This window comes from Streptosporangium sp. NPDC049376 (assembly GCF_044466505.1).
Classification (GTDB): Bacteria; Actinomycetota; Actinomycetes; order Streptosporangiales; family Streptosporangiaceae; genus Streptosporangium.
Genome location: NZ_JBITMT010000003.1, coordinates 410,874 through 425,957, shown reverse-complemented (window position 1 = coordinate 425,957; position 15,084 = coordinate 410,874). Strand labels below are relative to the sequence as shown.

At 70.2% G+C, this 15,084-nt stretch carries 15 protein-coding genes and 1 tRNA gene; 14 read left to right on the top strand and 2 right to left on the bottom strand.

Translation table 11 applies throughout. From position 1 onward, the window contains the following. The first annotated feature begins 38 nt into the window (after window positions 1-38). The 12 genes from ACIBVQ_RS11780 to ACIBVQ_RS11725 all read left to right on the top strand — a co-directional run bounded on the left by ACIBVQ_RS11780 (window position 39) and on the right by ACIBVQ_RS11725 (window position 11,898). Window positions 39-1,082: a hypothetical protein gene (locus ACIBVQ_RS11780; protein WP_399177143.1), complete on the top strand. Its 1,044-nt coding sequence runs from the start codon at window positions 39-41 to the stop codon at window positions 1,080-1,082. Further along, window positions 1,082-1,363 carry a hypothetical protein gene (locus ACIBVQ_RS11775; protein ID WP_399177141.1) on the top strand — a complete coding sequence of 94 codons (282 nt, stop codon included), beginning with the start codon at window positions 1,082-1,084 and terminating at the stop codon, window positions 1,361-1,363. The genes ACIBVQ_RS11780 and ACIBVQ_RS11775 overlap by 1 nt, the downstream gene beginning before the upstream one ends. Beyond that, the gene (locus ACIBVQ_RS11770; protein WP_399177139.1) at window positions 1,363-3,075 is read left to right on the top strand and encodes a hypothetical protein; all 1,713 of its coding nucleotides are present in this window, start codon (window positions 1,363-1,365) and stop codon (window positions 3,073-3,075) included. The genes ACIBVQ_RS11775 and ACIBVQ_RS11770 overlap by 1 nt, the downstream gene beginning before the upstream one ends. Window positions 3,076-3,117: 42 nt before the next feature. After that, window positions 3,118-5,280 (top strand): hypothetical protein, encoded by a 2,163-nt coding sequence (locus ACIBVQ_RS11765; protein ID WP_399177137.1) that lies wholly within the window; start codon window positions 3,118-3,120, stop codon window positions 5,278-5,280. Between the two features lie 310 nt (window positions 5,281-5,590). After that, complete coding sequence (locus tag ACIBVQ_RS11760; RefSeq protein ID WP_399177135.1) at window positions 5,591-5,863, top strand: hypothetical protein; 273 nt, start codon at window positions 5,591-5,593, stop codon at window positions 5,861-5,863. An 18-nt stretch (window positions 5,864-5,881) separates the two neighbouring features. Continuing rightward, window positions 5,882-6,583, top strand: coding sequence for a hypothetical protein (locus ACIBVQ_RS11755; RefSeq protein WP_399177133.1), 702 nt, complete (start codon window positions 5,882-5,884; stop codon window positions 6,581-6,583). After that, on the top strand, window positions 6,580-6,732 hold the full coding sequence (locus tag ACIBVQ_RS11750; protein ID WP_399177131.1) for a hypothetical protein: 153 nt from the start codon (window positions 6,580-6,582) through the stop codon (window positions 6,730-6,732). The genes ACIBVQ_RS11755 and ACIBVQ_RS11750 overlap by 4 nt, the downstream gene beginning before the upstream one ends. Next, on the top strand, window positions 6,729-7,931 hold the full coding sequence (locus ACIBVQ_RS11745) for a DNA cytosine methyltransferase (protein ID WP_399177129.1): 1,203 nt from the start codon (window positions 6,729-6,731) through the stop codon (window positions 7,929-7,931). Before ACIBVQ_RS11750 ends, ACIBVQ_RS11745 begins: the two co-directional genes overlap by 4 nt. Further along, window positions 7,928-8,848, top strand: coding sequence for a bifunctional DNA primase/polymerase (locus ACIBVQ_RS11740; RefSeq protein ID WP_399177127.1), 921 nt, complete (start codon window positions 7,928-7,930; stop codon window positions 8,846-8,848). The genes ACIBVQ_RS11745 and ACIBVQ_RS11740 overlap by 4 nt, the downstream gene beginning before the upstream one ends. After that, entirely contained in the window at window positions 8,845-10,119 is a 1,275-nt protein-coding gene (locus tag ACIBVQ_RS11735) for a DUF3631 domain-containing protein (RefSeq protein WP_399177125.1), read from the top strand. Before ACIBVQ_RS11740 ends, ACIBVQ_RS11735 begins: the two co-directional genes overlap by 4 nt. A gap of 169 nt (window positions 10,120-10,288) precedes the next feature. Beyond that, entirely contained in the window at window positions 10,289-10,486 is a 198-nt protein-coding gene (locus tag ACIBVQ_RS11730) for a helix-turn-helix transcriptional regulator (protein ID WP_399177124.1), read from the top strand. Between the two features lie 206 nt (window positions 10,487-10,692). After that, entirely contained in the window at window positions 10,693-11,898 is a 1,206-nt protein-coding gene (locus ACIBVQ_RS11725; protein WP_399177122.1) for a tyrosine-type recombinase/integrase, read from the top strand. A gap of 121 nt (window positions 11,899-12,019) precedes the next feature. Here ACIBVQ_RS11725 and ACIBVQ_RS11720 read toward each other — a convergent pair. Continuing rightward, a tRNA-Tyr gene (locus ACIBVQ_RS11720) sits at window positions 12,020-12,104 on the bottom strand. A gap of 278 nt (window positions 12,105-12,382) precedes the next feature. Between ACIBVQ_RS11720 and ACIBVQ_RS11715 the strand changes: the two genes are divergently transcribed. Next, window positions 12,383-12,877: a YajQ family cyclic di-GMP-binding protein gene (locus ACIBVQ_RS11715; protein WP_352010809.1), complete on the top strand. Its 495-nt coding sequence runs from the start codon at window positions 12,383-12,385 to the stop codon at window positions 12,875-12,877. Window positions 12,878-13,337: 460 nt separating this feature from the next. Here ACIBVQ_RS11715 and ACIBVQ_RS11710 read toward each other — a convergent pair whose 3' ends face one another. After that, complete coding sequence (locus ACIBVQ_RS11710) at window positions 13,338-13,733, bottom strand: cupin domain-containing protein (protein ID WP_352010810.1); 396 nt, start codon at window positions 13,731-13,733, stop codon at window positions 13,338-13,340. A gap of 279 nt (window positions 13,734-14,012) precedes the next feature. Between ACIBVQ_RS11710 and ACIBVQ_RS11705 the strand changes: the two genes are divergently transcribed. Beyond that, on the top strand, window positions 14,013-15,035 hold the full coding sequence (locus tag ACIBVQ_RS11705) for a GlxA family transcriptional regulator (RefSeq protein ID WP_399177119.1): 1,023 nt from the start codon (window positions 14,013-14,015) through the stop codon (window positions 15,033-15,035). Window positions 15,036-15,084 lie beyond the last annotated feature (49 nt).

The following is a 15,084-nucleotide window of genomic DNA, read 5'->3' as shown; positions in this document are numbered from 1 at the left end:
CTCGCCATCATGGCCCTCGCGGCCTTGTGGGGTGGGCGATGAGCACCGCGATCCCCGCCCCCTCCCCGGAACCGTCCCCGGAAGAGATCGCCCAGGGACTGGCCGAGATCGAGCGTTACGCCGCCGGGGTCGCCGCGCTGCGCGACCCGGCCCCGACCAACGACACAGCCGACCCGGCTCCCCCCGCGGCCCCAGCTGAGGAGGACGGAGAGACCCGGCGCGTTCGTGAGCTGCGCGCCCGGGTCGCCGAATCCCGCCGCCTCGTCGAGCTGCAGGCCGACAATGCGCCGCTGCTGGTCGATACCGCCCGAGTGCGTAAGCGCCGCGCGAGGGTGGCCGAAGCCGCGCGGCTGTACGCACTGAGCCAGGACCCCACCACCCTGGCCTGGACCGACGCCCGCATGCGGCGCATCAGCACGGTCATGGCGATGTCGGCCGCGACCATCGCCCTGGGCATCTCCTCCATCGGCGTACAAGCCAGCGTCGCCAAGGGGCTCGCCCTCGACGCCGGGACGGCCGGTTGGTGGGCCGCCTTCGGCGTCGAACCGGTCCTGAGCCTGCCCCTGCTGGCCGCCGTCGCCGTCCAGGCCTACGCCGCGATGCGCGGGCGGCCGGTCGATCGCAGCAGCCCGCACGGCCGCAAGCTGTTCAAAGCCGAAGCCCTGCTGCTGGGGCTGACGCTCGTGCTCAACTGCTGGCCCGCGCTCCAGTGGTCCGGGTTCGACCTGCTGCCGCTGCTCGTGCATGCGCTGGGGCCACTCGGCGCGGTGACCGCGATTTGGCTGCTGCCGACCCTGTGGTCGGTCCTGGCGACCCTGCCCGCCCCCGGCCTTACTGATGCCCTTACTGGCCTTACGTACAGGGAAAACACCCCTCCGGAAGGCCCGGCCGAGGAGGAGTCCGGTAACCCCGGTAAGGGGGACGGTAAGGCCGACTTCGCTCCCGAGCTGGCCGAGACGCGACGGCTGATCGAGGCCGGGCAGCTGCCGCCGTTCCCCAGTGCTGCCGCGATTCGCCGGGCGCTGCGGTGCGGCATGGACGTCGCCCGCGACGTCCGTGACGCCCTGGTCGAGGGTGCGTGATGGCCGCCGCGTCCGCGCCGGTCCGGCACCGGCCGACGATCACCCGCACCGCCGGGCAGGTCGGCACCGTCTACCGGTTCACGTGCCCCTGCGGAGCGACCGGCGAGGAGCAGGCCGCCCGCCGGATGGCCCTGGTGGACCTGAACCAGCACGTCATGTCGCTGCCTCGTGTTCCGGCCGACCAGCAGTGCCGCATCCCGCGCACCCACGACTGTTCGCTGTGGGAGCCGTGCGGCCTGTGCGCGGGTCAGCTGGACCTGTTCGATTTGGAGGTGAGCTGATGAGCAGCACTCCCGCCGAGACCACCAACCCGCCCGCCGACCCCGGCCCCGTCGAGCCGACCGAACCCCCCGCCCCGGCTGAGCCGTCCGCCCCCGAACCGGCCCCGGCCAGGGAGCGCCCCGAGGGCATCCCTGCTGCACATCTGGCCACGGGCGGCCTGTCCGGTGGTGCGGTGGCGCTGGGCGCCATCTACCAGATGCTAGGCCTGCCCGGCCTGGTGGGCGGTGCGGTGCTGGCCGGGGGCGGCACCGTGGCCTACCTGCGCCACCGCTACCACAAGAACACCCGCCGGGGCGGTCACCAGCCGAGCCCGTCACGGTCGTCGTCCCACGGGGGTTCCTCCGGACGCCGGACCCGGGGCGGGGTGGCCAGCGCGTTGTTCAGCGGTGGCCGCTCGCCCGGTGGTCGTTCGTCGGGCCGTTCCGGCGGCCATGGCGGGGGCCTGTTCGGTGGGTCCTCCGCAGGACGCGGCGGTCGGTCCCTGTTCGGCAAGGGCGGCCGAGGAGGCGGTCTGCTGGGCGGTTCGGGCCGAGGTTCGGGCGGGCCCGGCGGTGGCGGTGGCCGGACGAAGGCAGGCAAGACGCCGAAAGCCCCGGCCGTGCAACGGGCCGCGCAAAAGGCCAGCGCCGCTACCCGGACGGTCGGGCGGGCCTTCGGCCACCATGCCCGCAAGGTCGGAGGTAGTGCTGTCCAGCAGACCCGCAAAGCCGCGGCCTGGGCGAACAAGGTCACCAAAGGCAAGGCGGGCAAGGCGTTCGGCCACGCCGGGCGTCTGGCCCGCGCGGGCGGTCGGGCCGCTGCACGGCAGGCCAAGAAGGCCGGGGCGTGGGTGGACCGCCGCAGCGGACGCCGCTACTCGGCCGCCTGGAAAGCCATGCGCGAGGCCAAGGGGTTTCGTGCCGCCCGTCGCCGGGGCGCCGCGGTGCTGGGCGGCCGGGCCGCGCCGCTGACCGCAAGCGTGATGGCCCTGCTGGCCTGGATCGTCGGCCGCTACAAGGCCCGCAAAGCCGCCCGCGCCACCGAGCCCGCCGAGACTTCGGCCGACGACACCACCCCCGACGCAACGGCCGACACCCCTGCCGACGACACCACGGCCGACGCCGAGAGCCCCGGCGTGGTGCACGGCGGTGAGGGCGAACTGCCCATCACCGCGACCGTCACCTGTCCCCGATGCCAAGCGACGCACACGATCACCGTCGCACGGGTCGGCGACACGCACACCGTCGAGTGCCCGTGCGGCTACCGCATCCGCTTCACCCGCCACCCCGAACCGGCCACCGAGAACACGCCCACCTCGACCACGGCCGATGCCCCCACGGGTCCGGCCCCGACCACCGCACCGACCGCCTTCAGGAGGAGAACCGTGAGCAACAACCCGCTGGCCGCCGCGACCGCCGAACTGAACGCCGCCGCGTCCGGCTACGCCCCGGACGACATGTGGACCGTCGCCCGAGAGATCGAGCAGCTTCCCGAGATCCCCGCCAACGTCGCCCTGGCCCTGCGGACGTACACCATGCGGCTGCAGTCGGGTGAGTACCCGATTGAGGCGCCTGTGGGGGAGGCGCTGCACGACCTGTACGCCGCGATGGCGCAGCTCGTGCCGCTCGCTGAGCAGGTCGTCACCGTCTTCCGCACCGTGCACGCCGCCGACCTGGCGCGCGGGGATGCCCCCCGCACCGGCGAGCCGAAGTGGGACGTCGGCCGCATGTAGCGGCGTACCGCCCCCTGACCGAGACGAGAAAGGAGAACGCTGGTGGGCACGACCACGGCCAAGAACGCCCAACGTCCTGCTGTCGATTGGTCCCTTCAACCGCGCGGCGCCGTCTCGGCGACCGTGCAGGGCACGCTGGCCCTGGCCGCCGCCGCGACCGTCGGCCACGCCGCCGGGCTGTCGCCGCTCTGGGGCGGGGTGGCCACCGCCGCCGGGGCGCTGGGCACGGTCCTGGTCAGTGCCCACCACAACCACGGCCCAAGCGCGTTGCTGTACCGGCTGGGCTGCTGGATCGGGGGCGGCGCCTGGTGGACCTACACCCTCATCACCACCCCCTGGACGCAAGGTGCCTGGGCTTCACTCGGTGTCGGTGCCCTGGTCGCCGGGATGACCGCTTCCATCGGCCGGGCGGTCCCCCGCCCGGCTTCCGGTCGCCCCTCTTCGGCGCTGGTGCTGCGTTCCACGGCCCGGTTGGGCATCGAGTGGGAGGAGCGGATTCGCCGGATCTGCCGGGTGGCGGTCACCGTGACCGACGTGACCACCTGGCCCAACGGCGCCGGGTATGACGTGTTCCTGACCCTGCCGCCCAGCGGCGCCACCCGCGCCGATCTGGCCAGCCGCGCCGAGTCTCTGGCCACTGCCGCTGACCTGCCCGAAGGGTGCAGCGTCGAAGTCCTCGGGGTGGAAGGCCAGGGCCGGTCCCGGGTGGTGCTGCGGGTCTCCACCGTCAACCGGCTGGGCCAGACGGTCGGCTACCCGGCCGACTACAGCCCCCGCTCGATCCTCGACCCGATCGTCCTGGGCGAGTACTCCAACAGCGACCCGGCCGGGGTCGAGGTGCGTGAAGAGGCCGGGCTGATCTCCGGCAAACGCGGTTCGGGTAAGACCACCCTGCTGCAAGACATCTCGGTAGCGCTGGGCCGCTGCCGCGACAACCTCATCTGGCACCTCGACCTCAACGGCGGTGGCCTGACCCAACCATGGGTGGACGTGTGGCTTAACGGCCGGGTGCAGCGGTGCCCGATCGACTGGGCCGCCCCGAACCTGGCCGAGGGAAAGGTCATGCTGGCCGCCGGGATCGAGATCGCCAAGCACCGCAAGGCCAGCTACCGGAAGCTCAAGCGGCAGCACAACACGAACCTGCTGCCCGTCTCCAGTGACCTGCCCCAGATCACGATCGTCATCGACGAGGGCGCCCAGGCCGTCGGCGACCGGGACCTGTGCAAGCTCGTCGAGGAACTCCAGAACATCGGCCGCAACGAGGCCGTCAACATCATCCTGTCCTCCCTACGACCGACCGGCGACCTGGTCCCGGTCAACATGCGCAAGCAGTCCGGCGTCCGCATCCAGATGTATGGGCCTGACCAGGAAGAACTCAGCCACATGTTCGGCTGGACGACCGGCGGCAAGCTCAGCCTGGAACAACTCGCGGGCAAGGGAACCGGCTTCCTGTCCTTCGACGGCTCGACCCCGCGACCATTCCGGGCCTACAACGTGCTGCCCGCCCAGATCGAGGAGGCGGCGCTGGCCGTGGCCAGCATCCGCCCCGACCTGGATGCCGCCTCCGCTCAGGCCGCTGGACCGGCCTACGCCGCCCGCTACGACCGGATGTGCCGGACCTTCACCGACCGCGCCAACAACACCGACGACCACGACGGGGATGAGGAGGCCCCGAACCTGCCCGCCGTCCCGCCCGGCAACGCCGTCGAGCGCCCGGCCGGGCGTCACCTGACCATGCTGCCCGGCGGGGCCGACGCCAGCACCTGGGCCGACCCCCTGACCCTGATCCAACGCCGCCAGGCCCCCGCCTCGATGGCGGACGCCGCCAACTGGCCCGACCCCCGCCGCCCCCTGCGCGCCGAACAGATCCACCCCATCGCCGACTCGGCACCGTCTCCTGCCCAGCCTCTCCCGGAAATCGTCGCGCGGGTTCGACAGGCGTTCACGGCGGCGCGCGATGACCGGATGCACTCGGAGACCCTGGCCGATGCGCTCGGGATCGTCACCCAGGATGCCGACGGCACCATCAAGCCCGACGTCCTGGCGCTGGCCGACGCACTGCGCCCGTATGGGATCACCCCCATGGACCAGCCTTTCCAGCGGGGCGGCAAGGCCAGGCGTGGCTACGCCCTGACCGACATCCTGGCGGCTACGGACCGTATCAACCGCGGTGAGCCTCCCATCGCCCCAGAGGCTTCCGGATGACCCGTGCAGGGGTGTTGGACTCCCACGTGGGAGTCCAACACCCCAACACCCTCCCATGTTGGACTCCCACACCCGCCTGAACAGCGCAAACATAGGGGTGTTGGAGGGGTGTTGGACCCCCGTGGGTACCCCGGGCGACCGGTCTGGAAGCCCTCTACCCCCTCGTGTTGACCGACTCTCACACCCCCAACACCCCCAACACCCTGTACCCCTGGGACTCCCTTCACCTGAATTACTCAGCGTGACCGCAAGCCGGGTTTGATCACCCCTCTCCTCTCTTCTGTCACCGCCGTCGAAGGTCGTGGTTCGCATGCCCAAAGCCGTCCCGCTCTTACTAGTCCTCGCCGTCGTCACCGTCGCCCACCTGACCACATTCGTCCTCCTGCTCGTGTCAGTACTGGCCGCCGCCCTCCTCGGATACCGGCGCCTGCTGACCCGACGGCCGTATGCCATCTGCCGCCCCTGCCGCGGCACCGGCTACCGCCGAAGCGCCCTGATCTACCGCTCCAACGGCCGATGCCCCGACTGCACCGGTATCGGCGAACGCGCCCGCCCCGGCGCCCGCCTGCTCAACGTCCGCTGACCCGAAAGGAGAGAACCCATGCCCGCCCCGGACACCGTTCGTCCGACGTTCATCACCGCGACCTGTGTCCTGGCCGCCTGCCTGGACTGCGCCGCCCCGTTCGGCTACGACGACAGCGACATCCACTTCGCCACCCTTCAGGCCGCCCGCCGTGCCCTGGAGGAAAGCGGCTGGAGCCGCGCCCACGACGCCGAACCCCCGGGCCTCGACATCCCGGCCGACGCCGAGCGGTGGCGCTGCCGGGACTGCACCGCCGCCCGCGCATGCGCCGCCTTCGGCCACCAGCCCTACACCCCACAGCCGTGGCTCGACCCGTATACCGGCGTCCACTTCCAGGGCGGGCAGATCTGCGACCGCTGCAGCGTCTGCCTGACCAGGCCCACCCGTCAGGACCCGCCCGCCGACTACCCCACCCCGAACCCTCTCGCCCGGCATCTGTACTGGGACCGCGTCGGCCTGCCCGAGGGCGCCGACCTGGCCGCCGCCGTGGCCGTGCTGATCGACCAGGCCAACACGGTCGGCCAGCTGGAGCGCTGGGACGCCTACCTGACCGCCCACCCCGACGCCGCCCTTCACGACCGCGGCGTCGCGCTCGACGTCGCCGCCGGAATCACCGCCGCCGACCAGCTCATCACCCTGGCCCGGCAGCTACGCCAGCGCCTGACCGACGCCAGCATTCCGGCCACCGCCCACCTGATCCTCAGGAAGGACACCGTATGAAGATCCGCCTCCTTGGCCTACCCGACGAGACCGCCCAGGCCGTGGACCTCCTCACCCAGACCTTCGACGTGATCGAGGTGTCCGCGCCGTACCCGACACGGGGCACCGGCCGTCAGGTCCGCGTCTACCTGGAGGTCCGGCTTCCGTGACGCCCGCGACGTCCGCGACGTTGAGCGTGGGGTCGGTGTGCACCGGCTACGGCGGGCTGGACCTGGCCCTCTCAGCCGTGCTCGACACCCGCCTGGCCTGGGTCGCCGACCCCGCCCCCGCCCCGGCCGCGATCCTGACCCACCACTACCCGCACACGCCCAACCTCGGCGACCTCACCACCCTCGACTGGACCACCGTGCCGCCGGTGGACGTGCTGACCGCCGGGTTCCCCTGCCAGGACCTGTCATACGCCGGGCACGGCGCCGGAATCACGGAAGGCACCCGCAGTGGACTGTGGCTCACCATCGCCCACGCCGTGGGCGTACTACGACCCCGCCTCCTGCTCCTTGAGAACGTGGCAGCGATCGTTGCCCGGCGTCCCGGACTCGACATCGTCCTCGGTTCGCTTGCCGACCTCGGGTTCGATGCGGAATGGACATGTGTACGCGCGTCCGACGTCGGCGCCCCGCACCGCCGCGAACGCTGGTTCCTGCTGGCCTGGCCTGCCGACCCCGACGGCCCGCGACTGGAAGGGCGCCGGCTACCCCGGGCAGCTGCCGAACACGGTGGCGCTGCTGCCGACCCCCACCACCTCGGAGGGCACCGGGACCGGGCCACCCGACGGCCCCCGCAACGACACCCTGCGAGCCCAGGTCGCACTCCTGCCGACCCCACGGGCATCGGCAGCGGAGAACCGGCAGACCCGGCGCACCCCCTCGCAGCAGGCAGGCACACACGGACTGTGCCTGGCCGCCGAAGTGGCCGAACTGCTCCCCACACCACGCGTCTCGGCGACCAGGACGAGCCGCGGAACGATGCTGAAGCACAGCTCCTCTCCGAGCCTGGAACAGGCGATCGAGCTGACCTCCGGCATCCTGCCGAGGGAACTGACCAGCCTGGAGGAAGCACCGGAGTCCTGGCGTGGGGCAAGTACGGCCCGGCCATCACCCGGTGGGAGGCGGTCACGGGCCGCCGCGCTCCCCGGCCAACTGACGATCGACGACGCCTCGCCCCCGTCTTCGTCGAGTGGCTGATGGGCCTGCCGCCCGGGTGGGTCACCGCCGTACCCGGCCTGACCCGCACCCAGCAACTCCACGCCCTAGGCAATGGCGTCGTCCCTCAACAGGCCATCGCCGCCCTGAACACCCTCCTGCCCGCCCACCGAACCACACCGGCCGGAAACGAGGCCGCCGCATGATCGACCGCACCTCTTCTGACCAGCTTCGCTACGCCCTGGCCGCCGCCACCCGCGGCTGGCACGTCTTCCCCCTCGCCGTCCACGACAAGCCCCCCGCCAAGGGCTTCACCAACTGGGAGACCAACGCCACCACGGACCCCGGCCTGATCCGCCGCTGGTGGTCGCGGGCACCGTGGAACGTCGGCATCGCGTGCGGCCCGTCCAACCTGCTCGTCGTTGACCTCGACACCCCCAAACCCGGGAAGGAGGGGCTTCGCCCCCCGCCCCCCTGGGACCTGCCGGGGGTCACCGAGGGCGCCGATGCGCTGGCCCTCATCTTCGAACGCGCCAACCAGCCCTTGCCGTTCGAGACGTTCACCGTCCGCACCCGTCGAGGCGGAACCCACCTGTACTACACCGCCCCCGACGGGGTCCGCCTGGGCAACACCGAAGGCGACAAGGGCACCGGTCTGGGGTGGCTGATCGACACCCGTGGCCACGGCGGGTACGTCGTCGGCCCTGGTAGCTACGTGGATCTGCCTGACGGCACCGGACCCTACGAGGTGCTGCACAACACCGCCCCGGCGCCGCTTCCCCCCCTCCTGTTCCAGCTGCTTGTTCCCCCGCCTCGACCCGAGCGTGAGCCGGTGCGCCTGGCCCTGCCCGACACCCGGCGGGGTGCCTACCTGCGCGCGGCGCTCACTCGCGAACTACAGCGGGTGGCCACCGCCCCGCAGGGGCAGCGCAACGGCTCGTTGTACCTGGCCGCGACCGCCCTGGGACAGCTGGTCGCCGGGGGCGAACTCGACGGCAACGAGGTCACGACCTTGCTGGAACAGGAGGGGGGCGATGCCGGGCTGAGCCCCGCCGAAACCCGACGCACCGTCGCCTCCGGCCTGCGCGCCGGAGCCAAGAGGCCCCGAACGATCGCCGCATGACCACCACCCCGACCCACACCGCAGGAGACCCGATGCCCGAACCCATCACCAGCGGCGCCGACCTGCTCGACCGGCTGCGCGCCTCCCTCACCCGGTACGTCATCCTGCCGACCGAGGAGGCCGCCGACGCGGTCACCCTGTGGATCGCCGCCACCCACGCCCAGCCCGCATGGGCACACGCCCCCCGCCTGGTGATCCGCGCGCCCGAGAAGCGATGCGGAAAGTCCCGGCTGCTCGACGTGGTCGAGGCCACCTGCCACGAGCCGTTCATCACCGTCAACAGCTCAAGCGCCGCCGTCTACCGCAGCATCTCCGACGACCCGCCCACCATGCTCGTCGACGAGGCTGACACGATCTTCGGGCCGAAGGCCGACGGCAACGAAGACCTCAGAGGTTTGCTCAACGCGGGTCACCAGCGCAACCGTCCGGCCAAGCGGTACGACGCCGCAACCAACCGCGTCGAGTCGATCCCCACGTTCTGCATGGCCGCGCTCGCCGGGATCGGCGCCATGCCCGACACGATCGAAGACCGCGCCGTCGTCGTCCGGATGCGTCGGCGTAGCCCCGGGGAGACGGTGTCGCCCTACCGGCACCGGCGCGACCGGCCGCCGCTGCGCCAGCTGGCCGCCGAACTGTCCATGTGGCTGCGCGCCGACCTGGCCATCTTGGAAGCCGCCGAACCGCCGATGCCGGTCGAGGACCGGGCCGCCGACACCTGGGAACCCCTCGTCGCCGTCGCCGACCACGCCGGGGGCAACTGGCCCGACCGTGCTCGCGCTGCGGTGCTGGCCCTGACCGCCGAAGCCGACGACGCCGGTCAGCCCTCCCCGCGAGTCCGGCTGCTGGCCGACTGCCGCGCGGCTTTCGGTACCACCGCCGCCCTGCCCACCGCGGTTCTGCTGGAACGGCTCAAGGCCGACCCGGAAGCCCCGTGGGCCGACTACGGCCCCAACGGGCTGACCCCGATGAAGCTGGGGGCGATGCTGCGCGAATACGACATCCGCTCTGACACCATCCGCTTCCCGCTCCCTGTCGGGCAGGCCAAGGGATACCAGCGCATCGACTTCATCGACGCCTGGAACCGCTACTGCCCCGCCACCGACGAGGCCGGATCGAGCCCGGAGAAGGCCCCCGAACCGGCGACGATGCTCCCGTTTGAGAGGGGGAGCCGTACCAGCCGTACCAGCCTCAACAGTGCAGGTCAGACGCGGTACGGCTTGAAGCCTGGTACGGCTCAAGCCGTACCAGCGCCCGACCTTGGTACGGCTTGAGCCGTACCACGAAACAAGCCGTACCAGCCCTGACCAGCGAAAACGAGGCTGGTACGGCTGGTACGGCTACCCCCCTCAAAAGTGACCGGACACAACCCTGCGGACTCCCTCAATCGCTGGAAGAACTACGCCACTTGCCCCCGCCTGAACAATCGCTGAGGAGTCACCCATGGCTGAGACCGCGACACCACGCGGAATGCTCACCGTCGCCGACATCTGCAAAGACCTGGGCATTGCCCGATCGACCTTCTACGACTGGAAGGCCAAGGGTCGAGCACCCAAGTGCAAGAAGCTGCCCAATGGGGAGCTGCGTATCCGGCGGGCCGTCTACGAAGCGTGGCTGACCAAGCTGGAGGACGCCGCCTGATGGAGAACGTCACGTACGACGTGCGGATTCATGGGATCGAGCCGCGCAAGAACACTGCGGGAGTGGTCACCTCCCACCGCGTGTCATGGAAGGTCGCTGGCGAGGTGCAGAAGCAAACGTTCAGCACCCACCCTCTGGCAGACGCCTTCCGGTCCGAGCTGATGACCGCGAGCAAGCGGGGCGAAGCATTCAACCTGGAGACGGGCTTGCCGATCTCTTGGCAGCGGAAGACCAAGGAGGACGATGCTCCACCGTCGCCAAGCTGGTACGCCTTCGCCGTGAGCTACGTGGACTCGAAGTGGTCCTATGTCAGTGCCAACCACCGCCGTGGCATCGCCGAAGCGCTCACCGACGCCACCGAGGTACTCCTGATCGACGTGGACAAGACCGCCCCATCACGAGAGGAGATCCGGGCCGCGCTGCGATGGGCCTACAGCGACCGCGCCCGTGACCCGGACGCACCGCCCCCGGCCGGGCTGGTCGAGACGGTGACGTGGCTCGATCAGCACACGGTCCCGATGAGCGCATTCGAAGATCCCAAGGAGGCTGCTCGTCTGGCCCGCGCCGTACTCGACCGGATCAGCCGGAAGAAGAACGGCAAGATGGCCGCCGCCAACACCGCCAACCGCAAGCGGATGGCGCTCAACAACGCCATGGGCTACGCCCAGGAGATCACCCCCCTGATCGGCAACCCGCTCAAGGCAGTGAAGTGGACCAAGCCGCGGCTTCTGACCACCGTGGACCCCCGCGTGGTCATCAACGTCGAGCAGGCCCGCCGGTTCCTGTCCGCCGTTCACAAGCACAGCCAGCGCGGAGAGCGGATGAAGGCGTTCTTCGGCTGCATGTACTTCGCCGCCCTGCGCCCCGAAGAGGTCATCGACCTGCACCACGCCCACCTGACCGAGCTACCCGCCGAACCGGGCGCATGGGGAGAGATGCGGCTGACCGGCGCCTCCCCCCGCCCCGGGAGCCGATGGACCGACAACGGCCGACCCCGTGAGCGCCGCGAACTCAAGCACCGTGCCAAAGGGGACACCCGTACGGTCCCGATCCACCCCGAACTGGTGGCGCTGCTGCGCTGGCACCTGGAGACGTTCGGCACCGGCCCCGGGGGACGGGTGTTCATCGGCCCCCGGGGCGGTGAGATGACCGACCGGTCCTATCTCAAGGTCTTCCACGAAGCGCGGGCCGCCGCCTTCACCCCTGAGGAAGCCGCCTCCCCGCTCATGGATGTGCCCTACGCCCTACGGCACGCTGCCGTGTCCACCTGGCTCAACGCTGCTGTCCCGGCGCCCCAGGTCGCCGAGTGGGCCGGGCACAGCGTGGACGTCCTGTTGAAGGTCTACGCCAAATGCATCCATGGCCAGCAGAACGAGGCGATGCGTCGAATCTGGACCGCGACCCAGCCCTGATTGCTTGGGAACGCATTGGGAACGGCCAGCCGTAGACAGCCAGTGACGGCCGGACATGGCCGGACATGAACGAAAGAGCCCCTGACCGGCATCTCTGCTGGTCAGGGGCTCTTTTTGCTTTTGGTGGCAGGTGCAGGACTTGAACCTGCGTAGGCTGAGCCGACGGTTTTACAGACCGCTCCCTTTGACCACTCGGGCAACCTGCCTTGTCCTCCGCCTGTGGCGGCGACAGGAAGAAGAATAGCGGACTTCCGGGTGTGACGTGACATCGGCGGAGACTGCCTACCGAAAGCCCGCCGTACCAGGACTTTTGCCGCCCGCGCCATGGGGGTACCGGCTGGGAACGAAGGGGATGACGGTTCACGTGGGGTGCTGGGCCCGGCGGTTTTCGACACCGTTGTCGTGGTGTTGGTGGTCACGTTCATCATGAGCCGACAGGTGAGGCGCTAGGGTCGGCAGGAGAGCTAGAGAGGACAGTCGACGCATGGCCGACAGCAGTTTTGACATCGTCAGCAAGATCGACCACCAGGAGGCCGACAACGCGCTGAACCAGACGGTCAAGGAGGTCGGGCACCGGTTTGACTTCAAGGGCACCGGCGCGACCATCGCTTGGTCGGGCGGGCAGAAAGCCATCGAGATCAAGGCCAACAGCGAGGAGCGCGCCAACGCCGTCCTTGACGTGTTCAAGGACAAGTTGATCAAGCGGGGGCTCTCCCTCAAGATCCTGGACGCCGGTGAGCCGAAGCTGTCCGGCAAGGAGTACCGGCTTGTGGTCACCCTCAAGGAGGGCATCGACCAGGAGTACGCCAAGAAGATCTCGAAGATCATCCGGGATGAGGGCCCCAAGGGCGTCAAGGCCCAGATCCAGGGTGACGAACTGCGGGTGAGCTCCAAGAAGAGGGACGAGCTCCAGGAGGTCATCGCCCTCCTCAAGGGCAAGGACCTGGAGATCGCGCTGCAGTTCACGAACTACCGATAGCGCCAACGGGTATGCCAGGGGCACACGGCCGAAGGCCTGTGCCCTGACCCGACGAAATCTCCGATCCGGCAGAACTCCGGCCCCACGGAGCCCCGCTTCGGCAAACCCCGGTCCGGCAGACCGGGACGCGCCCATCTGGACCGGTGTACGGCCTCAGCCGCGGGGAGATGATGGCGCAGCCTCCACGCATTTCCTCCGGAAGGAAACCCGGCACGCCCGAAGAGAGGCCGCCGCGCCCTAAAGAGGTGTGGCATGCGTCCACGATGACGAGGCCGCCGTACGGCGACCGTGTCCGTTCCGGGAAGAAACGCCCGACGAGAAGCCTGGCGTGCGTCCACGGCGACGAGGCCCGAAGTGGAACCCCCGTACGGCGCCCCGCCCTCCCCACGACGGCGGCCGTGTTCATGTGATGCCGGCCCCCGAAGGTTGACGGTTCTGTGCGGCATCACGAGCCTTCTGGTCAGGTGCCGAGGGGGTGGCCCGTCGTGGCGTCGATGTGGGCGGGGATCTCGGTTGGCCGGTCACCGACCGACGAGGTTCCGGTCGGCTCGAACATGAGGATCGCGGCGCCGGTGGGTGCCGACGGCCGGTGCTCCGTGCCACGGGGGACGGTGAACACCGAGCCGCGCGGGAGCCGTACCGTGCGTTCTCCGGTGGGTTCGCGCAGGCCGATGGTCAGTTCCCCGTCGAGCACCAGGAAGAACTCGTCGGTTTCCTGGTGGACGTGCCAGATGTGCTCGCCTTCGACCTTGGCGATCCGAACGTCGTAGTCGTTGACGTGCGTGACGACGCGGGGACTCCAGAGGGCGTCGAACGAGGTCAGGGCCTCGTCGAGGGCGATGGGTTCGTTGCTCACAGGTGAATCCTGGCCCACCGGTACGGCCGGGGCGAGTGCTAGGAATAGCACATGGCGCAAGAATCCTCGCACACAGAGCAGGCAGAGCAGGCAGCACACACAACCTGTGAAGCGCACACAGAACGGGTGGCGCACACGGTTCGAGAAGCGCACGCGGAACAGGCGGTGCATACGGCCCGCGAAGCGCATACGGAGCAGACAGCGCACGCAGGACAGCCAACGCGCGTAGTCCGTGAAGCGCACACGGAACAAGCGGCACACGCAGCTCGTGAAGCGCACATGGAACAGGCGGTGCGCGCGGTCCGCGAAGCGCATGCGGAGCAGGGCAAAAGACGAGCGGTGGGTGCGGGGGAGGCGCTGCACCGGGTTGTCGTGATCGTGGACGAGAACTCCAACCCGTTCGAGCTGGGGTGCGCGACCGAGGTCTTCGGTCTGCGCAGGCCGGAGCTCGGGCGTGACCTCTACGATTTTCGGCTGTGCTCGCCGGAGCCGCGTACGCCGATGCGGGACGGCTTCTTCACGCTCACGGGCGTCGCGGGCCTTGAGGCGGCCGAGACGGCGGACACGTTGATCGTCCCCAACCGCCCCGACGTGGAGGTTCCCCGGCGGCCCGCCGTACTCGCGGCCATTCGGCGGGCGCACGCACGGGGCGCCCGGCTGGTCGGGTTCTGCAGCGGTGCCTTCACCCTTGCCGAGGCCGGGGTCCTCGACGGACGGCGGGCCACGGCGCACTGGCAGTGGGCGCACTCCTTCCGGTCCCGGTTCCCGTCGGTACGGTTGGAGACGGACGTGCTGTTCGTGGACGACGGCGACATCCTGACCGCCGCGGGGAGTTCGGCGGCGCTCGATCTCGGTCTGTACATCGTCCGGCTCGACCATGGCGCGGAGGTCGCCAACGCCGTGAGCAGGCGGCTCGTCTTCGCCGCGCACCGCGACGGCGGGCAGCGGCAGTTCGTGGAACGGCCGGTTCCCGACGTACCGGACGAGTCCCTGGCGCCCCTCCTTGCCTGGGCGCAGGAACGGCTGGACACCGCGCTCACGGTCTCCGACCTGGCGGCGCGGGCCTCGGTCAGTCAGGCGACGCTGCACCGCCGTTTCCGGGCGCAGCTGGGCACCACACCGCTGGCCTGGCTCACCGGGGAACGGCTCGACGTGGCGTGCCGGATGATCGAGCGTGGCGAGTCGCGCTTCGAGGTGGTCGCGCGGCGCAGCGGGCTGGGAACCGCCGCCAACCTGCGCGCGTTGATGCGCCGCAGGATCGGGCTCACCCCGCTGGAGTACCGGAACCGGTGGTGTGGCTGATCCGTGACAGAACCTTTCGCCCGGAGGAGGCATCTACCTCGGTGACGAA

What these genes read in the sequence shown, in the direction of transcription:
- ACIBVQ_RS11730 (WP_399177124.1), top strand. Translation starts at nt 10,289, where the DNA reads ATGGCTGAGACCGCGACACCACGCGGAATGCTCACCGTCGCCGACATC.
- ACIBVQ_RS11715 (WP_352010809.1), top strand. Translation starts at nt 12,383, where the DNA reads ATGGCCGACAGCAGTTTTGACATCGTCAGCAAGATCGACCACCAGGAG.
- ACIBVQ_RS11775 (WP_399177141.1), top strand. Translation starts at nt 1,082, where the DNA reads ATGGCCGCCGCGTCCGCGCCGGTCCGGCACCGGCCGACGATCACCCGC.
- ACIBVQ_RS11780 (WP_399177143.1), top strand. Translation starts at nt 39, where the DNA reads ATGAGCACCGCGATCCCCGCCCCCTCCCCGGAACCGTCCCCGGAAGAG.
- ACIBVQ_RS11760 (WP_399177135.1), top strand. Translation starts at nt 5,591, where the DNA reads ATGCCCAAAGCCGTCCCGCTCTTACTAGTCCTCGCCGTCGTCACCGTC.
- ACIBVQ_RS11750 (WP_399177131.1), top strand. Translation starts at nt 6,580, where the DNA reads ATGAAGATCCGCCTCCTTGGCCTACCCGACGAGACCGCCCAGGCCGTG.
- ACIBVQ_RS11755 (WP_399177133.1), top strand. Translation starts at nt 5,882, where the DNA reads ATGCCCGCCCCGGACACCGTTCGTCCGACGTTCATCACCGCGACCTGT.
- ACIBVQ_RS11705 (WP_399177119.1), top strand. Translation starts at nt 14,013, where the DNA reads ATGGAACAGGCGGTGCGCGCGGTCCGCGAAGCGCATGCGGAGCAGGGC.
- ACIBVQ_RS11735 (WP_399177125.1), top strand. Translation starts at nt 8,845, where the DNA reads ATGACCACCACCCCGACCCACACCGCAGGAGACCCGATGCCCGAACCC.
- ACIBVQ_RS11740 (WP_399177127.1), top strand. Translation starts at nt 7,928, where the DNA reads ATGATCGACCGCACCTCTTCTGACCAGCTTCGCTACGCCCTGGCCGCC.
- ACIBVQ_RS11770 (WP_399177139.1), top strand. Translation starts at nt 1,363, where the DNA reads ATGAGCAGCACTCCCGCCGAGACCACCAACCCGCCCGCCGACCCCGGC.